Genomic DNA, 23,969 nt, shown 5'->3' on the forward strand with positions numbered 1-23,969 from the left:
GCACCTGCTCCACCGGCGCCATCACCGACAGCATCACCCCATGCCCGGACAGCCGTTCACCGATCAGGCGGCTGCGCAACGCCACCACCCGGGCACCGTCCTGCACCGACAGACCACCGGCCACCACCGCCGCCGCGATCTCCCCCTGCGAATGCCCCACCACCGCATCCGGGCGAACCCCCAGCGACTCCCACACCGCCGCCAGCGACACCATCACCGCGAACGACACCGGCTGCACCACATCCACCCGATCCAGCCCCGGCGCCCCCTCCACACCCCGCACCACATCCAGCAACGACCACTCCACGAACGGTTCCAACGCCGCCGCACACTCCGCCATCCGCCCGGCGAACACCGGCGACTCCTCCAGCAGCCGCGCACCCATCCCCACCCACTGCGCCCCCTGACCCGGGAACACCCACACCGACTTCCCATCCACATCGGCCACACCCGCGACCACACCGGGCAACGACTCACCCGCGCTCAGCGCACCGACACCCGCCAGCAGACCCTCACGATCCCCACCGACCACCACCGCACGGTGGTCGAACAGCGACCGCGACGACACCAGCGACGACCCCACATCCGCCAGACCCAGCTCAGCCCGGGCCTGCAGGTGCGCCGTCAATCGACCGGCCTGTGCCCGCACCGCGTCAGCCGTGCGGGCCGAGATCACCCAAGGCAGCACACCGCCTGCCGGACCGGCAGGCTCGTCGACCGTCGGCTTCGCCGCCTCCGGCCCCTGCTCCAGGATCAGGTGCGCGTTGGTGCCGCTGATCCCGAACGACGACACACCCGCCCGGCGCGGACGACCGTTCCGCGGCCACTCGGCCGGCTCGGTCAGCAGCTCCACCGCTCCCGAGGCCCAGTCCACATGCGACGACGGCTCGTCCACGTGCAGCGTCCGGGGCAGCATCCCGTGCCGGAGAGCCATGACCATCTTGATCACACCGGCCACGCCCGCCGCGGCCTGGGTGTGCCCGATGTTCGACTTGATCGACCCCAGCAGCAGCGGCCGGTCCTCCGGCCGATCCTGACCGTACGTCGCCAGCAGCGCCTGCGCCTCGATCGGGTCGCCCAGCATGGTGCCGGTCCCGTGCGCCTCGACCGCGTCCACCTCGGCAGGGGACAGCCCGGCGACGGCCAGTGCCTTGCGGATCACCCGCCGCTGAGAGGGGCCGTTCGGCGCGGTCAGCCCATTGGACGCGCCGTCCTGGTTGATCGCCGATCCTCGGACGAGCGCGAGCACCTGGTGGCCGTTGCGCCGCGCGTCCGACAGCCGCTCCAGCATCACCAGACCGACACCCTCGGACCATCCGATGCCGTCCGCCGAGTCGGAGAACGCCTTGCAGCGCGCATCCGGTGCCAGCCCGCCCTGCTCACCGAGCTCCCCGAACGCCGCGAGGGTCGATATGACGGTGACACCGCCGGCCACCGCGAGCGAGCACTCCCCGTTACGCAGGGCCTGGGCCGCCATGTGGATGGTCACCAGTGACGACGAGCAGGCGGTGTCCACCGTCACCGCCGGGCCCTCCAGGCCCAGGGTGTACGAGATCCGGCCGGAGGCCACGCTGGCCAACTGCCCGGTCATGATGTGACCGCGAGACTCCTCCCCAGGCATGTAGCCCGAGCCGACGGAACCGATGAACACGCCGGTGTCGCTGCCCCGCAACGAGTCCGGATCGATGCCGGCACCTTCGAGGACCTCCCAGGCGGCCTCCAGCAGCAGCCGCTGCTGCGGATCCATCGCCAGCGCCTCACGCGGGGAGATCCTGAAGAACTCCGCGTCGAACTCGGGCGCGTCAAAGACGAACCCGCCCTTCAGGTCGAGGTCGCCATGGACCTGCCAGCCGCGGTCGGTCGGCAGCGGGGTGATGGCGTCCTGCCCCTCGATGACCAGCCGCCACAGATCCTCCGGGGACGTGACCCCGCCGGGATAACGGCAGGCCATCGAGACGATGGCGATCGGGTCGTCCCCGACCGAGACCGTGGCCACCGGCAGGATGGCGTCGCCGTGCGCGCCGAGCACCTCGCTCAGCAGGTACTCACCGAGCGCGGTGGGGGTGGGGTAGTCGAAGACAAGGGTGGAGGGCAGGCGCAGCCCGGTGGCCACGTTGAGCCGGTTGCGCAGCTCGATCGCGGTCAGCGAGTCGAAGCCCAACTCACGGAACTCCCGGCGAACCTGCACCGCCTCCAGCGAGGGATGCCCGAGGACCGCGGCGGCCTGAGCCCGGACCAGATCGACCACGAACCGGGTCCGGTCGGCCTGCGTCAGTCCGGCCAACTGCCGCAACAGTGCACCCTCGCCGGGGGCAGGCGCCGACGCGGCCGTACGACGGGTGCCGCGCACCAGACCGCGCAGCAGCGGCGGGACCTGCTGAGCGGGCATCGCCGGCAGGTTCAGCCGCACTGGGACCACCAGCGGTGAATCCGAGCCGATGGCCGCGTCGAGCAGGGCCAGTCCCTGCTCGGTGGTGATCGGTGGCAGCCCGGCGGCGGTCATCCGCTGCACATCGGCCTGCGACATGTCCCCGGTCATCCCGGTGGCCTGCGCCCACAGTCCCCAGGCCAGTGACAGTCCCGGCAGTCCCTGCGCCCGGCGCCGTGCCATCAGCGCGTCCAGCCAGGCATTGGCCGCCGCGTAGTTTCCCTGCCCGGCGTTGCCCATCAGCCCGGCCAGCGAGGAGAACACCACGAACCCGGCCAGATCCATCTCCTGGGTCAGCTCGTGCAGATGCCAGGCGGCGTCCACCTTCGGCCGCAACACGGTGTCCAGCCGCTCCGGCGTCAGCGAGGCGATCGTCCCGTCATCGAGGAGCCCGGCGGTGTGCACCACCGCGGTCAGCGGATGTTCGGCATCGATCCCCGCCAGCAGGCGGGCTACCGCATCCCGGTCCGCCAGGTCACAGGTGGCGACCGTGACCTCGGCCCCGTGCGCGATCAGCTCGGCCCGCAACTCCACCGCACCCGGAGCGTCCAACCCCCGGCGGCTGGCCAGCAGCAGATGCCGCATCCCTTGCTCGGCCACCAGATGCCGGGCCACCTCCGCACCCAGGCCACCGGTACCACCGGTGATCAGCACCGTGCCCTCCGGCTCCCAGCGCCGGGGCATGGTCAACACGATCTTGCCGGTGTGCCTGGCCTGGCTCATGAACCGGAACGCCTCCCGGCCCCGCCGCACATCCCACGCCGTCACCGGCAACGGCCGCAACTCACCAGCGGCGAACAGCTCCATCAACTCGGCCAGGATCTGCCGCAACCGCTCAGGCCCGGCATCCAGTACGTCGAACCACCGATACACCAGCCCCGGGAACTGCTCCTGCTCGCGGATGTCCAGCTTGCCCATCTCAATGAACCGGCCACCCGGACGCAGCAGCCGCGCCGAGGCGTCGATGAACTCCCCGGTCAGCGAGTTGAGCACCACATCGATCCCGCGCTCACCACACACCTCCCGGAACCGCTCCTCGAACTCCAGACTCCGCGACGAGGCGATGTGGTCGTCCGGGATGCCCAGCGAACGCAAAACGTCCCACTTGGCCGGGCTCGCCGTGGCGAACACCTCGACCCCCAGCCGCTGCGCCAGCTGGATCGCCGCCATCCCGGTCCCACCGGTGCCCGCGTGCACCAGCAGTGACTCCCCCTCCCGCAACCCGGCCAGATCCATCAGCCCGTAATAGGTGGTGAGGAACGCCACCGGAATCGTCGCCGCCTGCTCGAAGGAGACCCCGTCGGGGATCTTGGTCACCCCACCGGCACCGGTGACCACCACCGGGCCGAAGCCACCTTCGGTCAGACCGACCACCCGATCTCCCGGACGCAGGTCGTCGACCCCGGGGCCGACCTCCAGCACCACGCCGGCGGCCTCACCGCCCATCAGGCCGACCTTGTCCTGGAACCAGCCCAGCGCGTTCAACCCGTCCAGCAGGTCCCGGAAGTTCACCCCCGCCGCACGCACCGCCACCCGCACCTGCCCCGCCTCCAACGGCTCGGCCGCCTGCGGGAACGGAAGCAACTCCAACGCGTCCAGACTGCCCTTGGCCCGGCTACCCAGCCGCCACGGCGCCCCACCGGCCGGCGGCAACAGACCCGCCCCCGACACCAGCGACGCCAACCGCGGCACCCGCACCCCACCCTCACGCACCGCCACCTGCGGCTCACCGGAAGCCAGCAGGGCGGCCAGCAACCCGGGAATCGCGGCCCCCAGCGCACCGGGCGAGGCCTCATCCGCGCCCGGGTCCGCGTGCTCGTCTCCGTACTCATCCGGCCCCAGGTCCACCAGCACGAACCGGCCCGGGTTCTCCGACTGCGCGCTACGCAGCAACCCCCACACCCCGGCCGCACCCAGATCCGCCACTGGCTCACCCTCAACGGCGGCTACCGCACCCCGCGTCACCACCACCAACCGCGAACCAGCACACCGCTCATCGGCCAGCCACCCCTGCAGCAGACCCAGCACCCCAGCCGTCATCGCACGCGCCGAGGCCACCGCATCCCCGGCCGACCCGGCCGCGACCTCGGCCAGCACCACCTCCGGCACCGGCCCCGCCTCGGTCAGCGCCGACAGATCCCGGTGAACCGTCACCGACTGTCCGACCGACTCCCACGCCGCCGCGAGACCCAAGGCGTCCGGCTCGGATCCCGAGAAGCCGACCACCGTCACCGGCGCCGGATCGGCCACGGAAACCTCGGAAAGCGGGGTCCAATCCAGCCGGAACAGCCCGTCCCGCTCCGTCACCTGACCACCACCGGCGACGGCGAGCTGATCAGGAGTGAACGGGCGCAGCACCAGCGAACGCGCCGACAGCGCCGAATCCCCGGCGGCGTCCACCGCCGTCAGCGACACAGCGTCGTCGCCCGTCCGGAACAGTCGCACCCGCAGCATCGCCGCCCCGGCGGCCTGCAGGCTCATCTGCCCCCAGGAGAACGGCAACCGGCCACCCTCCACCGGCTCCAGCCCGACGAAGGTCACCGCGTGCAAGGCCGCGTCCAGCAACGCCGGGTGCACCCCGAACGAACCCGCGTTCGACGCCGCCTGCTCGGGCAGCGCGACCTCGGCGAACACCTCGCCGTCGACACCACGCCAGGCCGCTCGCAGCCCCTGGAACACGGGGCCGTATTCGAACCCGCCCGCGGCCAGTCCCTCGTACACCCCGTCCAGCCCGATCGCGGTCGCGCCGGCCGGCGGCCACACCGCCGCGTCGAACGGCTCGGCATTGGGAGCACCGGTGGCCGGAGCACCGACGGCCAGCGTGCCGGTGGCGTGCCGCACCCACGGCACGTCATCGGCGGCCTCGGCAGAGCGGGCGTAGACGTTCACGCTCCGGTGGCCCGACTCCTCTGCGGCGCCCACCCACACCTGCACCGCGACGGCATCGGTTTCGCCCAGCACCAGCGGCGCGGTCAGGGTCAGCTCCTCCACCAGGTCACAACCAACCTGGTCACCGGCCCGGATCGCCAGCTCAAGGAACCCGGTACCCGGGAAGATCACCGTTCCGGCCACCGCGTGATCGGCCAGCCACGGATGCGACGAGAGCGACAAGCGGCCGGTCAGCAGCACCCCATTGGAGTCGGCCAGGCCTACGGCGGCGCCCAGCAGCGGATGCCCCGCCACCGCCAACCCCGCCGCGGCCACATTCCCCACCTGGGAACCCGCCCTCGCGGGCCAGTACCACTGGTGCTGGAAGGCGTAGGTGGGCAGGTCGACCCGTCGCCCGCCCGCCAGCACCACCTGCCAGTCCACCGCCACGCCGCGGACGAACAGCTCGGCCGCCGAGACCAGCACCCGGTGCAGCCCGCCGTCGTCGCGGCGCAACGTCCCGGCGATCACGGCCTCCACCCCGGCCTCATCCACGCATTCCTGGACCCCGACCGTCAGCACCGGATGCGGGCTCACCTCCACGAACACCCGATACCGCTGCTCCAGCAACTGCGCCACCGCCGGAGCGAAGCCCACCGTGCGCCGCAGGTTGTCACACCAGTATCCGCCGTCGAGCTCCGGCCCCTCCACCCACTGGCCCGTCACCGTCGACAACATCGGCACCCGCACCGCACGCGGCGCCACCCCCGCCAGCACCCCGGCCAGTTCCTCACGCAACTGCTCCACCTGGGCCGAATGCGAGGCGTAGTCCACCGCGATCCGCCGGACCCGCACCCCATCCTCGGTCAACCGCTCGACCAGCTCCTCGACGGCTTGGACCTCACCGGCCACCACCACCGAGCCGGGACCGTTCACCGCCGCCACCGACACCCGCCCGTCCCAGGCCGCCACCTGCTCGCGCACCCGCTCCACCGGCAACGCCACCGACGCCATCGCCCCCAACCCCGCCAGCCGCTCAGCGATCAGGCCGCTGCGCAACGCCACCACCCGGGCACCGTCCTGCAACGACAGACCACCCGCCACCACCGCCGCCGCGATCTCCCCCTGCGAATGCCCCACCACCGCATCCGGACGAACCCCCAGCGACTCCCACACCGCCGCCAGCGACACCATCACCGCGAACGACACCGGCTGCACCACATCCACCCGATCCAGAGACGGCGCCCCCTCCACCTGACGCACCACATCCAGCAACGACCACTGCACGAACGGCTCCAACGCCGCCGCACACTCCGCCATCCGCCCCGCGAACACCGCCGACTCCTCCAGCAGCGCGGCACCCATCCCCACCCACTGCGCCCCCTGACCCGGGAACACCCACACCGACCTACCGACGACATCGGCCACACCCGCAACCACACCGGGCAACGACTCACCCACGCTCAGCGCACCGACACCCGCCAGCAGACCCTCACGATCCCCACCGACCACCACCGCACGATGCTCGAACACCGACCGCGACGACACCAGCGACGAGCCCACATCCACCAGGCCCAGCTCGCCGACCGCCTCCACCTGCGCACCCAGGCGGCGCGCCTGCTCGCGCAACGCCTCAGGACTCTTCGCCGACACCACCCACGGCACCACCCCGCCGACCGGACCGGCAGGCTCACCGGTCTCCGGTTCCACTGCCTGCGGCACCTGCTCCAAGATCACATGGGCGTTGGTACCGCTGATCCCGAACGACGACACACCCGCCCGACGCGAACGACCGGTCTCCGGCCACTCCACCTGCTCGGTCAGCAGTTCCACCGCACCAGAGGCCCAGTCCACATGCGACGACGGGGCGTCCACATGCAGCGTCCGGGGCAGCACCCCGTGCCGGAGAGCCATGACCATCTTGATCACACCGGCCACACCCGCCGCGGCCTGCGCGTGACCGATGTTCGACTTGATCGACCCCAGCAGCAGCGGCCGATCCTCGTCGCGATCCTGACCATAGGTCGCCAGCAGCGCCTGCGCCTCGATCGGGTCGCCCAGCGTCGTCCCGGTCCCGTGCCCTTCCACCACGTCCACCTCAGCGGAGGTCAAACCCGCACCGGCCAGCGCCTGGCGGATCACCCGCTGCTGCGACGGACCGTTCGGCGCGGTCAACCCGTTGGACGCACCGTCCTGGTTCACCGCCGAACCGCGCACCACCGCCAGCACCTCATGGCCGTTGCGGCGCGCGTCCGACAGCCGCTCCAGCACCAGCATGCCCACACCCTCGGACCAGTTCACCCCGTCGGCCGCGTCCGAATAGGACTTGCACCGGCCGTCACCGGCCAGCCCGCCCTGCGCACTGAAGTCAATGAACGGCCCCGGATTGGCCATCACCGTCACACCACCGGCCAACGCCAGCGAACACTCACCCGACCGCAGCGCCTGCGCGGCCAGATGCATCGCCACCAGCGACGACGAGCACGCGGTGTCCACCGTCACCGCCGGCCCCTCCAACCCGAAGGTGTAGGACAGACGACCGGTCGCCACGCTTCCCGCGGTGCCGGTACCGACGAACCCCATCACCTCCGGCGGGAACGACACACTGGTCGCGTAGTCGTGGTACATGACCCCGGCGAACACCCCGGTACGGCTGCCCCGCAACGAGACCGGATCGATCCCGACCCGCTCGATCGCCTCCCACGACGTCTCCAGCAGCAACCGCTGCTGCGGATCCATCGCCAGCGCCTCATGCGGCGAGATACCGAAGAACCCCGGGTCGAACTCCCCGGCCTCGTGCAGGAACCCACCCTCACGGACGTAGCTGGTCCCGCGATTCTCCCGATCCGGGTTGTAGAAGGCCGCCGGATCCCAACCTCGCGTGGTCGGGAACGGCGAGATCGCGTCTGCGCCCTCGGTGACCAGCCGCCACAGGTCCTCCGGGGACGTGACCCCGCCCGGATAGCGGCACGCCATGCCCACGATCACGATGGGGTCGTCGGTCACCGGCCGGACCTCGCCGGGAACCACCACATCGGCGTGCTCGCCGAGCAGCTCGGCCAGCAGGAACTCCGCCAGCACGGCCGGCGTCGGGTAGTCGAACACCAGCGTGGCCGGCAACCGCAGCCCGGTCGTACCGTTCAGCCGGTTGCGCAGTTCCACCGAGGTCAACGAGTCGAAGCCCAGCTCGCGGAACTCCCGCCGCACCTCCACCGTCTCCGGCGAGAGATGCCCCAGCACCATGGCCACCTCGGTACGCACCAGATCCACCAGGACCTCGGCGCGCTCGGCCGCCGCGAGCGGAGCCAGCCGCTGAAGCAGCGTACTGGCCGCCGCCGACCTCCCGGCGGCAGACCGGCGCCTTCCCCGTACCAGCCTGCGCAGCAGTGGCGGAATCTCGCCCTGTGCTCGCAGCACCGGCAGATCCAGCCGGACCGGGGCCACGACCGGTTCGCTGGAACGGACCGCCACCTCGAACAAGGCAATGCCCTGTTCCGGTGCGAGTGGCGGCGTACCGGCACGGGCCAGCCGCTCCATGTCGCCATCGCTCAAAGTACCGGTCATCCCACTGTCCTGAGCCCACGCCCCCCAGGCCAGCGACAGCGCGGGCAACCCCGCGGCCCGGCGCTGCTGGGCCAGCGCGTCGAGGAACGAGTTGGCCGCGGCGTAGTTACCCTGACCGGGAGCTCCGATCACGCCCGCCACCGACGAGAACATGATGAAGTCGGCCAGGTCCTCGCCACGAGTGAGCTCGTGCAGGTGCCAGGCGGCGTCCACCTTCGGCCGCAGCACGGTGTCCAGCCGCTCCGGAGCCAGCGACGGGATCGTCCCGTCGTCCAGCACACCCGCGGTGTGGATCACCGCGGTCAGCGGGTGCTCGGCGTCCACCCCGGCCAGCAGGGCCGCCACCTGATCCCGCTCCGCCACATCACAGGCGGCGACCGTGACCTCGACCCCGTGCGCGATCAGCTCGGCCCGCAACTCCACCGCCCCCGGAGCCTCCAGGCCCCGGCGGCTGGTCAGCAGCAGATGCCGCACACCCCGCTCGGCCACCACATGCCGCGCGAACAGCGCGCCCAGACCACCGGTGCCACCGGTGATCAACACCGTGCCCTCCGGGTTCCACCGCCGAGGCATGGTCAGCACGATCTTGCCGGTGTGCTTGGCCTGGCCCATGAACCGGAAGGCATCCCGGCTCCGCCGCACATCCCACACCGTGACCGGCAACGGCCGCAACTCACCGGCCGCGAACAGCTCCATCAACTCGGCCAGGATCTGCCGCAACCGCTCAGGCCCGGCATCCATCACATCGAACCAGTGATACTCCAGCCCCGGGAACTGGTCCTGCTCGCGGATGTCCAGCTTGCCCATCTCAATGAACCGGCCGCCCGGACGCAGCAGCCGCGCCGAGGCGTCGATGAGCTCCCCGGTCAGCGAGTTGAGGACCACGTCGATCCCCCGCTCACCGCACACCTCCCGGAACCGCTCCTCGAACTCCAGACTCCGGGAGGAGGCGATGTGATCATCCGGGATGCCCAGCGAACGCAGCACCTCCCACTTGGCCGGATGCGCCGTGGCGAACACCTCCACCCCCAGCCGCCGCGCCAGCTGGATCGCCGCCATACCCACACCACCGGTACCCGCGTGCACCAGCAGCCGCTCGCCCTCCCGCAGCCCGGCCAGGTCCATCAGCCCGTAGTAGGCCGTCAGGAACACCACCGGAATCGTCGCGGCCTGCTCGAAGGAGACCCCGTCAGGGATCTTGGTCAACCCGCCGGCGCCGGTGACCACCACCGGGCCGAACGCGCCCTCGGTCAGACCGGCCGCCCAGTCGCCCGGGCGCAGGTCGTCGACCTCGGGACCGACCTCCAGCACCACGCCGGCGGCCTCACTGCCCATCAGGCCGACCTTGTCCTGGAACCAGCCCAGCGCGTTCAGCCCGTCCAGCAGGTCCCGGAAGTTCACCCCCGCGGCACGCACCGCCATCCGTACCTGCCCGGCCTGCAGCGGCTCGGCCATCCCCGAAGAGGGGAGCAGCTCCAACGCGTCCAGGCTGCCCTTGGCCCGGCTGCCCAGCTGCCACCCCGTACCGGACGGAGGCAGCAGACCCGCCCCCGACGCCAACGACGCCAACCGCGGCACCTGCACTTCACCGTCACGCACCGCCACCTGCGGCTCACCCGAAGCCAGCACCGCGGGCAGTATCCCCGGCAAGGCCGGCAGCGACGCCTGGTGTTCATCCACATCGACCAGCACGAACCGGCCTGGGTTCTCCGACTGGGCACTGCGCACCAATCCGCAGGCCGCAGCGGCCGGCAGATCCGACACCACTTCACCGTCTCCGGCCGCGACCGCACCCCGCGTCACGAACACCAACCGTGAATCGCGATACCGCTCATCGGCCAGCCACTGCTGCAGCACGGTCAGAACGCGCGCGTTCAGCTCGTGTGTCGCGTCCACCACCGCGCCGACCTGGTCAAAGATCAGTTCGGTCACCACAGCACCCGGCGCCTGGTTCGTGTCCCCGAACACCGACGGATCCGCGAGGTCGAACACGTCGAGGCCGACCACCGCCACCGTGGGCGCGGGGTCGGCCACCGGCGCCACCCGCGCCGACGGCAACGCCGTCCACTCCACCCTGAACAGGGAGTCCCGCTCGCCCCTACGGTCACCTTCGCCGGTGGCCGCCGTGATCGGGCGCAGTACGAGTGACCGTGCCGTCAGCACCGGCTCCCCCGCCATATCGGCCACCGCCAGCGAGACGGCATCGCCTTCGGTCCTGGCCAGTCGTACCCGCAGTGCCGACGCGCCACCGGCGTGCAGACACACCTCACCCCAGGAGAACGGCAACCGGCTGCCCTCGGAGTCGTCCAACCCCGCGAACGTCACCACGTGCAACGCCGCATCCAGCAGGGCCGGATGCACGCCGAACGAACCGGCATCCGACTCGAGCCGACTCGGCAGGCTCACCTCGGCGAAGATCTCATCATCACGCCGCCAGGCCGCCCGCAGGCCCTGAAACAGCGGTCCGTAGCTCAGCCCGCCCTCAGCGAGCTGGTCGTACAGCCCGTCCAGCTCGATCGCGGACGCGCCCTGCGGCGGCCAGACTTCGGTATCGAGTCGCTCGGCGGTCTGGCCGCCGATGGCGAGGACGCCGACCGCGTGCCGTACCCACGGCTCGTCATCGGCGGCCTCGGCCGGCCGAGTGTAGATGCTCAGGTCGCGTCTGCCCGACTCCTCCGCGCCCACCCACACCTGCACCGCGACGGCGTCGGTTTCGCCCAGTACGAGCGGCGCCGCCAGGGTGAGCTCCTCCACCAGGTCGCAGCCGACCTGGTCACCGGCCCGGATGGCCAGCTCCAGGAACGCGGTGCCGGGGAACAGCACCCTCCCGCCCACGGCGTGATCGGCCAGCCATGCCTGCGACCGCAACGACAGCTGGCCGGTCAGCAGTACGCCGTCTGAGGCGGCAAGCGCTACAGCGGCGCCCAGCAAAGGATGCCCTGCCGCGGCCAGCCCCAGGTTTCGAGCGTCACCCATTCGCTGTCCGCGGGGCCAGTACCACTCGTGCTGGAACGGGTAGGTGGGCAGGTCGACCTGGCGTCCGCGCGGGAGCACCGCCTGCCAGTCGACCGGCACTCCGTGCACATGCAGCTCGGCCAGTGCCGTCATGGACGCGACCTGCTCGTCGCGGTCCTTACGCAATACCGGCACCAGCACCGCGTCCGACTCGTGCACATCCGCGTCGGCGGCCAGGGTGTCGGCGGCCATGGCGGTCAGCACACCGTCGGGGCCCAGCTCCAGATACGCCCGCACGCCCTGGCGGTGCAGCGCCCGGACGCCATCGGCGAAGCGGACCGCGCCGCGGACCTGGTCCACCCAGTAGTCCGGCGAGCACAGCTGCTCGTCGGTGGCGGGTTCCCCGGTCAGGTTCGAGGCCACCGGAATTTCCGGCGGACTGTAGGTGAGCGTCCGGGCCAGGGCGCGGAAGTCCTCCAGCATCGGCTCCATCAACGGCGAATGGAACGCGTGCGACACCCGCAACCGCCGGGTCCTGACCCCCCGCTCCTGCAGAGCGGCGGCCACCTCCAGCACCGCCTCCTCGACCCCGGAGACCACCACCGAGGTGGGGCCGTTCACCGCCGCGACCGACACCTCCTTCTCACGCCCGGCCAGCAGCTCGGCGACCTCCTCCTCGGTGGCCCGCACCGACACCATCGCCCCACCCGGCGGCAGCGCCTGCATCAACCGCGCCCGACCCGCCACCAACGCACACGCGTCGGCCAGCGACAGCACCCCGGCCACATGGGCAGCGGTGATCTCCCCGATCGAGTGGCCCGCCAGCACATCCGGCCGCAGCCCCCATGAGGAGACCAGCCGGAACAGCGCCGTCTCCACCGCGAACAGCGCCGGCTGCGCCCACCCCGTCCGATCCAGCAACCCGGCCCGCTCGCTGCCCGGCTCGGCGAACAGCACCTCCCGCAGCGACCCGTCCAGCAGCGGGTCCAGCTCCGCGATCACCGCGTCCAACGCCTCGGCGAACACCGGGAACCGGTCATACAGCTCCCGGCCCATCCCCGCCCGCTGACTACCCTGACCGGTGAACAACACCGCGAGCTCCGGCTCCGCCCCCGCCACCCCGCGCACCACACCCGCGACAGGCCGGTCGTCCGCCAGCGCACCCAGGTCGGCCAGCACCCCATCACGATCGCCGGCCAGCACCACCGCCCGATGCTCGAACGCCGACCGCGTCGTGGCCAGCGAGAACGCGGCATCGGCCGGCCCCAGATCAGGCTCACCGTCCAGGAACGACACCAGTCGCTCGGCCTGCGCCCGCAACGCTCCTGCCGTACGGCCCGACACCAGCACCGGCACCACACCCGCGGCCACATCCGCCGGTGCCGGATCATCCGCCTCCGACCCGGCGTCAGGAGCTCCCGGGCCTTGTTCGATGATGACGTGCGCGTTGGTGCCGCTGAAACCGAACGACGACACCCCGGCCCGCCACGGCCGATCCACCTGAGGCCAGGGCCTGGTCTCGGTCAGCAGTTCCACAGCACCAGCCGACCAGTCCACGTGCGAGGACGGTTCGTCCACGTGCAGCGTCTTGGGTAGCACCCCGTGCCGCATCGCCATGACCATCTTGATCACACCCGCGACACCCGCGGCCGCCTGGGTGTGACCGATGTTCGACTTCACCGATCCGAGCAGCAGCGGCCGATCCTCCGGCCGATCCTGACCGTACGTGGCCAGCAGGGCCTGCGCCTCGATCGGGTCACCCAGCGTCGTCCCCGTGCCGTGCGCCTCGACCACGTCCACGTTCGCGGGGGTCAGGCCCGCACCGGCCAAGGCCTGGCGGATCACCCGCTGCTGCGACGGACCGTTCGGCGCGGTCAACCCGTTGGACGCACCGTCCTGGTTCACCGCCGAGCCGCGCAGGACGGCCAGGATCTGGTGGCCATTGCGGCGGGCGTCCGACAACCGCTCCAGCACCAACATGCCTATGCCCTCGGACCAGTTCGTGCCGTCCGCCGCGTCGGCGAACGCCTTGCATCGTCCGTCGGTCGCGAGCCCGCCCTGGGCGCTGAAGTCGATGAACATTCCGGGCGTGGCCATCACGGTCACGCCTCCCGCGAGGGCCAGACCGCACTCGCCCGAGCGCAGCGCCTGCGCCGCCAGATGCAACGCCACCAGAGAGGACGAACAGGCGGTGTCCACCGTGACCGCAGGGCCCTCCAAGCCCAGCGCGTAGGCGATACGCCCGGTGGCGATGCTTCCGGCGGTCCCGGTGCTGACGAAGCTCCTCACTTCCAGCGGGAACTCGGCACTCGGCCCGTAGTCGTGGTAAATGACGCCGGCGAACACGCCCGTGTGGCTGCCACGCAGCGAGACCGGGTCGATCCCGGCCCGCTCGATCGCCTCCCACGACACCTCAAGCAGCAACCGCTGCTGCGGATCCATCGCCAACGCCTCACGCGGCGAGATCCCGAAGAACCCGGGGTCGAACTCCCCGGCCTCGTGCAGGAAGCCACCCTCACGCACATAGCTGGTGCCCCGGCGCTCCCGGTCCGGGTTGTACACCACCCCGAGATCCCAGCCACGCGACGTCGGGAACTCCCCGATCCCATCACCGCCCTCGGCCACCAGACGCCACAAGTCTTCAGGAGAGTTGACATCACCCGGGAAGCGGCACGCCATCGACACAATCGCAATCGGATCGTGCCTGCCCGACTCAACCTCTTGGAGTCGCCGACGGGTCTCACGCAGATCAGCGGCGACCGACTTGAGGTATTCAACGAGCTTCCGGTCTTCCGACATCGGGGCGGCCCTCCGAAGTGTTCCGAGGCGAGCCGGGATCACAGATCTTTCAGGTAGCCCAGTTCGCTTTCGATGATGCCGAGGATGTCTTCGGCACTCGCTGATTCGAGCATGTCTACGACAGCGATTTCACTAGTTCCTGGGCCGCTCTCGCTCACCTTCCCCAGCAGCTGCCGGAGCCGTGTCGCGATACCGTTCCGAGTGATCTCATCGAGCGCGTCCTCGGAAAGTGCGGCCTCGAATCGGTCGAGGTCGGCCAGCAACGACGGCTTCGCGGCCGCGGGTTCCCCGGGAGCGATTTCCGCGAGGAGGTGCTCGGCGAGGACAACGGGGGTGGGGTAGTCGAAGATGAGGGTGGCCGGCAGGCGCAGCCCGGTGGCGGCGTTGAGCCGGTTGCGCAGCTCGATCGCGGTCAGCGAGTCGAAACCCAGCTCGCGGAACTCGCGCCGTACTTCCACCGCCGCGGAGTCGGGGTGTCCGAGGACGGCGGCGGCCTGGGTGCGAATGAGGTCGGACAGCATGCGGATCCGCTTGGGGTGGGCCAGGCCGGCCAGCTGCCGGGACAGCGCCTCGCCCGCGCCACCACCTCCGGCTGCCGACAGCGCGGCGGCCGTACGGCGGGTGCCGCGCACCAGACCGCGGAACAACGGCGGCACCTGCTCTTGTGGCAGTGTGGGCGGATTCAGCTGGACCGGGATCACGAGCGGTGAGTCCGACCCGATGGCCGCGTCGAACAGCGCCAGCCCCTGCTCGGTGGTGATCGGCGGCAGCCCGGCGGCGGTCATCCGCTGCACATCGGCCTGCGACATGTCCCCGGTCATCCCGGTGGCCTGCGCCCACAGTCCCCAGGCCAGTGACAGTCCCGGCAACCCCTGCGCCCGGCGCCGTGCCATCAACGCGTCCAGCCAGGCATTGGCCGCCGCGTAGTTGCCCTGACCACCACCGCCCATCACCCCGGCCAGCGAGGAGAACACCACGAACCCGGCCAGATCCATCTCCCGGGTCAGCTCGTGCAGATGCCAGGCCGCATCGACCTTCGGCCGCAACACCGACTCCAGCCGCTCCGGCGTCAGCGAGGCGATCGTCCCGTCATCCAGCACACCCGCGGTGTGGATCACCGCGGTCAGCGGATGCTCGGGATCGACCTGCGCCAGCAGCGCCACCACCTGATCCCGCTCCGCCACATCACAGGCGGCGACCGTGACCTCGACCCCGTGCGCGATCAACTCGGCCCGCAACTCCACCGCACCCGGAGCGTCCAACCCCCGGCGACTGGTCAGCAGCAGACGCCGCACCCCACGCTCGGCCACCACATGCCGCGCGAACAACGCACCCAGACCACCGGTCCCACCGGTGATCAGCACCGTGCCCTCCGGGTTCCAGACCCGGGGCATGGTCAGCACGATCTTGCCCGTGTGCCTGGCCTGACTCATGAACCGGAACGCCTCCCGGCCCCGCCGCACATCCCACTCCGTCACCGGCAACGGCCGCAACTCACCGGCCACGAACAGCTCCATCAGCTCGGCCAGAATCTGCCGCAGCCGCTCAGGCTCGGCGTCCAATACGTCGAACCAGTGATACTCCAGCCCCGGGAACCGCTCCTGGTCACGGATGTCGAGCTTGCCCATCTCGATGAACCGGCCGCCCGGACGCAGCAGCCGTGCCGAGGCGTCGATGAACTCCCCGGTCAGCGAGTTGAGCACCACATCGATACCCCGATCACCGCACACCTCACGGAACCGCTCCTCGAACTCCAGGGTGCGCGAGGAGGCGATGTGGTCGTCCGGGATGCCCAGCGAACGCAGAACGTCCCACTTGGCCGGGCTCGCCGTGGCGAACACCTCGACCCCCAGGCGCTGGGCCAGCTGAATCGCCGCCATGCCCACACCACCGGTGCCCGCGTGCACCAGCAGCCGCTCGCCCTTCCGCAACCCGGCCAGGTCCATCAGCCCGTAGCAGGCCGTCAGGAACACCACCGGAATCGTCGCCGCCTGCTCGAACGAGATCCCATCAGGGATCCTGGCCAGGACTCGGGCGTGAGTGACCGTCACCGGGCCGAACGAGCCCTCGGCCAGACCGACCACCCGATCCCCCGCACGCAGGCCCTCCACCTCCGGGCCGACCTCCAGCACCACCCCGGCGACCTCACCGCCCATCAGGCCGACCCTGTCCTGGAACCAGCCCAGCGCGTTCAGCCCGTCCAGCAGGTCCCGGAAGTTCACCCCCGCCGCGTGCACCGCCACCCGCACCTGCCCCGCCTCCAACGGCTCGGCCGCCTGCGGGAACGGAAGCAACTCCAGCGCGTCCAGACTGCCCTTGGCCCGGCTGCCCAGCCGCCACGGCGCCCCACCGGCCGGCGGCAACAGACCCGCCCCCGACACCAGCGACGCCAACCGCGGCACCCGCACCCCACCGTCACGCACCGCCACCTGCGGCTCATCCGAGGCCGGCACCGCGAGCAGTACATCGCGCAAAGTCGCGAGCGAGGACTCCTGATCATCCAGGTCGACCAGGACGAACCGGCCCGGGTTCTCCGACTGCGCCGACCGCACCAGACCCCACACCGCCGCAGCCGCCAGATCAGCGACCGCCTCACCCTCACCCGCGGCCACCGCACCCCGCGTGACGACCACCAGACGCGAAGCCCCGAACCGCTCATCGGCCAGCCACCCCTGCAGCAGACCCAGCACCCCAGCCGTCACCTCATGCGCCGACTCCACTACGCCGGTGTTCTCGGAGGAACCGATGGTGAACGTCACCACGTCCGGCACCGAATCCAGCGAAGCAAGGTCTCCGGTCAGCTCGGCCACGCTCAGCCCGGCGGCCGATTCCGGCAACTCGGGCAGTGTGCTCCACTCCAGCCGGAACAGCCCGCCCCGTTCCGCGCCACGGCCGCCGCCGCCGGCGAGCTGGTCGGTCGCGATCGGCCGCAGCACCAGCGAACGCGCCGACAGCACCGGCTCGCCGGCGGCGTCCACCGCGATCAGCGACACGGAATCGTCACCCGTCCTGGCCAGGCGCACCCGCAGCACCGACGCACCACCCGCGTGCAGGCTCACCTGACCCCACGAGAACGGCAACCGGCCACCCTCCACCGGCTCCAGCCCGACGAATGGCATCGCGTGCAGCGCCGCGTCCAGCAACGCCGGATGCAGCCCGAACGAACCGGCGTCACCGACCTGCTCGGGCAGCGCGACCTCGGCGAACACCTCACCGTCGGCGCCGTACCAGGCGGCGCGCAGATTCTGGAAGACCGGGCCGTATTCGAACCCGCCCACGGCCAGTTCCTCGTACAACCCGTCCAGCTCGATGGCGGTCGCGCCGGCCGGGGGCCACACCGCCGCGTCGAACGGCGCGGCGTCCGCAGAACCGATGCTGAGGGTGCCTGTCGCGAAGGTGCCGGCGGCGTGCCGTACCCACGGCACGTCGTTTGCGGCCTCGGCCGACCGGGCGTAGATGTTCACGCTACGGTGGCCTGTCTCCTGTGCGGCGCCCACCCACACCTGCACCGCGACGGCCTCACTCTCGCCCAGCACCAGCGGCGCGGTCAGGGTCAGCTCCTCGACCAGGTCGCAACCGACCTGGTCACCCGCCCGCACCGCCAGCTCAAGGAACCCGGTACCCGGGAAGATCACTGTTCCGGACACGACGTGATCGGCCAGCCACGGATGCGACCGCACCGACAACCGCCCGGTCAGCAGCACACCGTCCGAGTCGGCCAGGCCCACGGCGGCGCCCAGCAGCGGGTGGCCGGCTGTCGCCAGCCCGGCCGCGGCCACGTTGCCCACGCGAGATGCCGGACCCTTGGGCCAGAACCGCTGATGCTGGAAGGCATACGTCGGCAGGTCGACCCGGCGAGCGCCGGGGAGGACGGCCTGCCAATCCACTGCCACCCCGTGCACGTGCAGCTCGGCAAGCGCCGTCATGGACGCGATCCGCTCGTCGCGGCCCTTACGCAGCACCGGCACCAGCACAGCGTCCGACTCGTGCGCGTCCGCATCGGACTCGGCCGCGAGCGTGTCGACGGCCATCGCGGTCAACACGCCGTCGGGGCCCAGCTCCAGATAGGCTCGTACGCCCTGGCGGTGCAGCGTGCGGACGCCGTCGGCGAACCGTACGGCCTGGCGGACCTGGTCCACCCAGTAATCCGGCGAGCACAGCTGCTCGGCCGTGGCCGACTCCCCGGTCACGTTCGAGACCACCGGAATTTCTGGCGGGCTGTAGGTGAGCGTCCGGGCCAGGGCACGGAAGTCCTCCAGCATCGGATCCATCAGCGGCGAATGGAACGCATGCGACACCCGCAACCGCCGCGTCCTGACCCCACGCTCCTCCAGCACGGCGGCCACCTCCAGCACCGGCTCCTCGACCCCGGCGATCACCACCGAGGCCGGACCGTTCACCGCTGCAATCGACACCTCCTTCTCACGCCCGGCCAGCAGCCCGGCGACCTCCTCCTCGGAAGCCCGCACCGACACCATCGCCCCACCCGCAGGGAGCACCTGCATCAACCGCGCCCGACCCGCCACCAACGCACACGCATCCTTCAGGGACAGCACCCCCGCCACATGCGCCGCGGTGATCTCCCCGATCGAATGCCCCGCCAGCACACCCGGCCGCACCCCCCACGAGGAGACCAGCCGGAACAACGCCGTCTCCACCGCGAACAACGCCGGCTGCGCCCACCCCGTCTGATCCAGCAACCCGGCCCGCTCGCTGCCCGGCTCGGCGAACAACACCTCCCGCAGCGGTCCGTCAAGCATCGGGTCCAGCTCGGCGAGCACCTCGTCCAACGCCTGCGCGAACACCGGGAACCGCCCGTACAGCTCCCGGCCCATCCCCGCCCGCTGACTCCCCTGACCGGTGAACAGCACCGCCAGCCGCGGCTTCGCCTCGGCCAGCCCGCGCACCACGCCCGCACCCGGGCGGTCTTCGGCCACGGCCCGCAGGCCGGCCAGCAGACCATCACGATCCCCGGCGACCACCACCGCCCGATGCTCGAACACCGACCGCGTGGTGGCCAGCGAGAACGCCGCATCGCTGAGCCTCAGACCAAGCTCGCCGTCCAGGTACGACGCCAGGCGCTCAGCCTGCGCCCGCAATGCCTGATCGGTCCGCCCCGACACCAGCACCGGCACGTCCTGATCCGCTACCGGCACCGGGCCCTCGGCTGCCACATCCGGAGTCTCCGCGTCCTGCTCCACTGGGCTCTGCTCGATGATCACGTGCGCGTTGGTGCCGCTGATCCCGAACGACGACACCGCAGCCCGGCGCGGGCGGTCGGTCTCCGGCCACTCCACCTGCTCGGTCAGCAACTCCACCGCACCGGAGGCCCAGTCCACATGCGACGACGGCTCGTCCACATGCAGCGTCCTGGGCAGCACCCCGTGCCGCATCGCCATGACCATCTTGATCACACCCGCCACACCGGCGGCGGCCTGGGTGTGACCGATGTTCGACTTCACCGAGCCCAGCAGCAACGGCCGGCCCTCTGGCCGGTCCTGCCCGTACGTCGCCAGCAGGGCCTGCGCCTCGATCGGGTCACCCAGCGTCGTGCCGGTCCCGTGACCCTCCACCACGTCCACCTCGGCCGGGGACAACCCGGCGCCGGCCAGCGCCCGGCGGATCATCCGCTGCTGAGACGGGCCGTTCGGCGCGGTCAGCCCGTTCGACGCGCCGTCCTGGTTGATCGCCGAGCCGCGCACCACCGCCAGCACCTGGTGACCGTTGCGGCGCGCGTCCGACAGCCGCTCCAGCACCAGCACACCCACGCCCTCGGACCAGCTCACCCCGTCGGCCGCGTCCGAATAGGACTTGCACCGGCCGTCGCCGGCCAGCCCGCCCTGGGCGCTGAAGTCGATGAACGCTCCCGGGGTTGCCATGACGGTCACCCCACCGGCCAGGGCCAGCGAGCAGTCACCACCCCGCAGCGCCTGCGCGGCCAGATGCGTCGCCACCAGCGACGACGAACACGCGGTGTCCACGGTCACCGCCGGGCCCTCCAGCCCGAACAGGTAGGAGATCCGGCCGGACAGCACACTTCCGGCGGTGCCGGTCCCCATGAAGCTCATCACGTCCGGAGGGAACTCCAGACGAGCCGATGTGTAGTCATGGTGCATCACTCCGGCGAACACGCCGGTACGACTGCCGCGCAGCGAGACCGGATCGATCCCGGTCCGCTCGATCGCCTCCCACGACACCTCAAGCAGCAACCGCTGCTGCGGATCCATCGCCAACGCCTCACGCGGCGAGATGCCGAAGAACCCCGGATCGAACTCCCCGGCCTCGTGCAGGAAACCACCCTCACGCACATAGCTGGTCCCCTGGCGCTCCCGATCCGGGTTGTACAACCCGTCGAGATCCCAGCCGCGGGTCGTCGGGAACGGCGAAATCCCGTCCCCGCCCTCGGCCACCAGCCGCCACAGATCCTCGGCGGAACTCACCCCGCCCGGATAGCGGCACGCCATGCCCACGATCACGATCGGGTCATCGGCCGTCGGCGGCAGCACCTGCGGCGCCGTGTCCAGGACCTCCGCCCCCGTACCCATCAGCTCGTCGAGCAGATGTTTGGCCAGCACGGTGGGGGTCGGGTAGTCGAACACCAGCGTGGCCGACAGACGCAGACCCGTCGCGGTGTTCAGCCGATTGCGCAACTCGACCGCGGTGAGACTGTCGAAGCCCAGCTCGCGGAACTCCCGCCGCACCTCCACCGCGTCCGGCGTGGCGTGCCCCAGTACCAGCGCCATCTCGATCCGCACCACATCCAGCAGGACCTCAAGGCGTTCTGCGGCACCCAGGGGAGCAAGCCGCTGCGGCAGCTTGCTCCGCACCTGCGGGGCAGCGGCCTTCGAGCGGCGTACGGCGGGGACCAGCCCGCTCAGCATCGGCGGCAGCACCTCATGCGCCCGCAATGCCGGCATGTTCAACCGGACCGCGGCCACCGCCGATTCACCGGACGCCACGGCCGCGTCGAACAACGCCATGCCCTGTGCGGGCGAGATCGGCAGCAGGCCGCTCATGTTCCACCGCTGAACGTCCACCTGCGACAACCGGCTGGTCATCCCGACGTCCTGCGACCACGGGCCCCATGCCAGCGACACCGCCGGCAATCCCGCGGCCCTCCGGTGCTGGACCAGCGCGTCCAGGAACGCGTTGGCCGCCGCGTAGTTGCCCTGCCCTGCCCCGCCGAACGTCCCCGCCACCGACGAGAACACGATGAACTCGGCCAGATCCTCGTCACGGGTGAGCTCGTGCAGATGCCAGGCGGCGTCCGCCTTCGGCCGCAACACCGTCTCCAACCGCTCCGGCGTCAGCGAGGCGATCGTCCCGTCGTCCAGCACACCGGCGGTGTGAATCACCGCGGTCAGCGGGTGCTCGGCATCCACCTGTGCCGGCAGCGCCGCGATCGCGTCCCGGTCGGCCACGTCACACGCGACGATGCTCACCTGCGCGCCCTGCGCGACCAGGTCCGTCCGCAGCTCCACCGCACCGGGAGCGTCCATACCCCGGCGGCTCACCAGCAGCAGGTGCCGTACCTCGTGCTCGGCCACCAGATGCCGGGCCAGCTGCGCGCCCAGACCGCCGGTCCCACCGGTGATCAACACCGTGCCCTCAGGGTTCCAGACCCGGGCACCGTGCTCATCCGGTGACAGCCGGGCGAGACGGGGGACCCGCGCTTCGTAATCGCGCACCGCCACCTGTTGTTCACCGCAGGCCAGCAGGACGGGCAGCGCCGACAAGGCAGTCTCCTGCTCCTCCACATCGGCCAGCAGGAAGCGGCCCGGATTTTCCGCCTCGGCACTACGGACCAGTCCCCACACGGTGGCCGCGGCCGGGTTCGACACGGCCTCGCCGGCACCGGTCGCGACCGCGCCCCGGGTAACGAACACCAGGCGCGAGTCGCTGAACCGCTCATCGGCCAGCCACTGCTGCAGCAGGCCAAGAACGCGTGTGGTCAGCGCGTGCGCCGACTCCACCACATCCGTGGAGTCAGAGACATCGATTTCGACGGTCACCAGGTCAGGCACCCTGCCGAACGGCAGCTCCAGCGAATCGAGGTCGCCGGTGAGCTCGGCCACCTCCAACCCGATCACGGCGTCCACCGGGGAGACCGTCATCGGCACGGCGATCCAATCCAGCTGGAACAGCGAGTCCCGCTCCACCCCACGGTCGTGGGAAGCCGCCACAAGCTGGTCGGCCGAGACCGGACGCAGTACCAAGGAGCGCGCCGACAGCACCGGCGCCCCGGCGGCGTCCACCGCAGTCAGCGACACCGAGTCGGCGCCGATCCTGGCCAGCCGCACGCGCAACGCCGACGCGCCTCCGGCCTGCAGGCTCACAGCGCTCCAGGAGAACGGCAACCTGCCGCCCCCCGCCGACTCCAGCCCGGCGAACGGCACCGAGTGCAGCGCGGAGTCGAGCAACGCTGGATGCATATTGAACAAACCGGCGTCAGCGACCTGCTCCGGCAGAGCGACCTCGGCGAACACCTCGCCATCCCCGCCCCGCCAGGCCGCTTTCAGGCCCTGGAACACCGGCCCATAGCCGAGCCCGCCCTCGGCAAGCCGGTCGTACAGCCCGTCCAGCTCGATCGCGGTCGCGCCCCGCGGCGGCCACACCGTGACGTCGAACCCGGCAGCCTGCCCGTGTCCCCCGGCGACCGGGCCACCGGCCTCGGCGGCAGGGCCGGTGGTCATCAGCATGCCGGTGGCGTGCCGTATCCACGGTGTGTGATCCTCAGTCTCGGCCGGGCGGGCGTAGATGCTGAGCATGTGCCTGCCTGACTCGTCCCGGGCGCCCACCGACACCTGCACCGCGACAGTGTCATCCTCACCCAGCACCAGCGGCGCGGCCAGCGTCAGCTCCTCGACCAGGTCGCAGCCGACCTGGTCACCGGCCCGGATCGCCAGCTCCAGGAACCCGGTGCCGGGGAACACCACCATCCCGCCCACGACGTGATCGGCCAGCCACGGATGCGACCGCACGGACAACCGGCCGGTCAGCAGCACACCGTCGGAGTCGGCCAAGTCAACGGAAGCGCTCAGCAGTGGATGCTCCGCCGCGGCCAAGCCCAGAGTGCGGGCATCCCCGATCCGCTTGCCGGCCGGCCAGAACGGCTGACGCTGGAAGGCGTAGGTCGGCAGCTCCACCCGCCGCCCACCCGGCAACACCGCACGCCAGTCGAGCGCTACCCCGTGCACATGCAGCTCGGCCAGCGCCGCCATGACCGCCGCCTGCTCGTCACGATCCCTGCGCAGCACCGACACCAGCACCGCATCTGAATCCGCGTACGCATCCGTCCCAAGTGAACGAGCGTCCGAACCCCGCGAGTCCGAGTCGGCGAGCGCGGTGAGGGTGT

Annotated in this window: 2 protein-coding genes and 1 pseudogene; all 3 read right to left on the bottom strand. The window is 71.1% G+C overall.

Annotated elements, in window-relative coordinates; genetic code table 11:
• The coding region (locus ABZU75_RS35735) for an SDR family NAD(P)-dependent oxidoreductase (protein WP_355564254.1) at positions 1-14,494 on the bottom strand (14,494 nt) is incomplete at its 3' end.
• 42 nt (positions 14,495-14,536) lie between these two features.
• Positions 14,537-14,614, bottom strand: a pseudogene (locus tag ABZU75_RS35740) (polyketide synthase docking domain-containing protein); the annotation flags it as partial.
• Between the two features lie 38 nt (positions 14,615-14,652).
• Positions 14,653-23,883, bottom strand: a complete 9,231-nt coding sequence (locus tag ABZU75_RS35745) for an SDR family NAD(P)-dependent oxidoreductase (RefSeq protein WP_355564251.1) — start codon at positions 23,881-23,883, stop codon at positions 14,653-14,655.
• Positions 23,884-23,969 lie beyond the last annotated feature (86 nt).

This window comes from Streptosporangium sp. NPDC005286 (assembly GCF_040607515.1).
In the GTDB taxonomy this organism is placed as follows: Bacteria; Actinomycetota; Actinomycetes; order Streptosporangiales; family Streptosporangiaceae; genus Streptosporangium.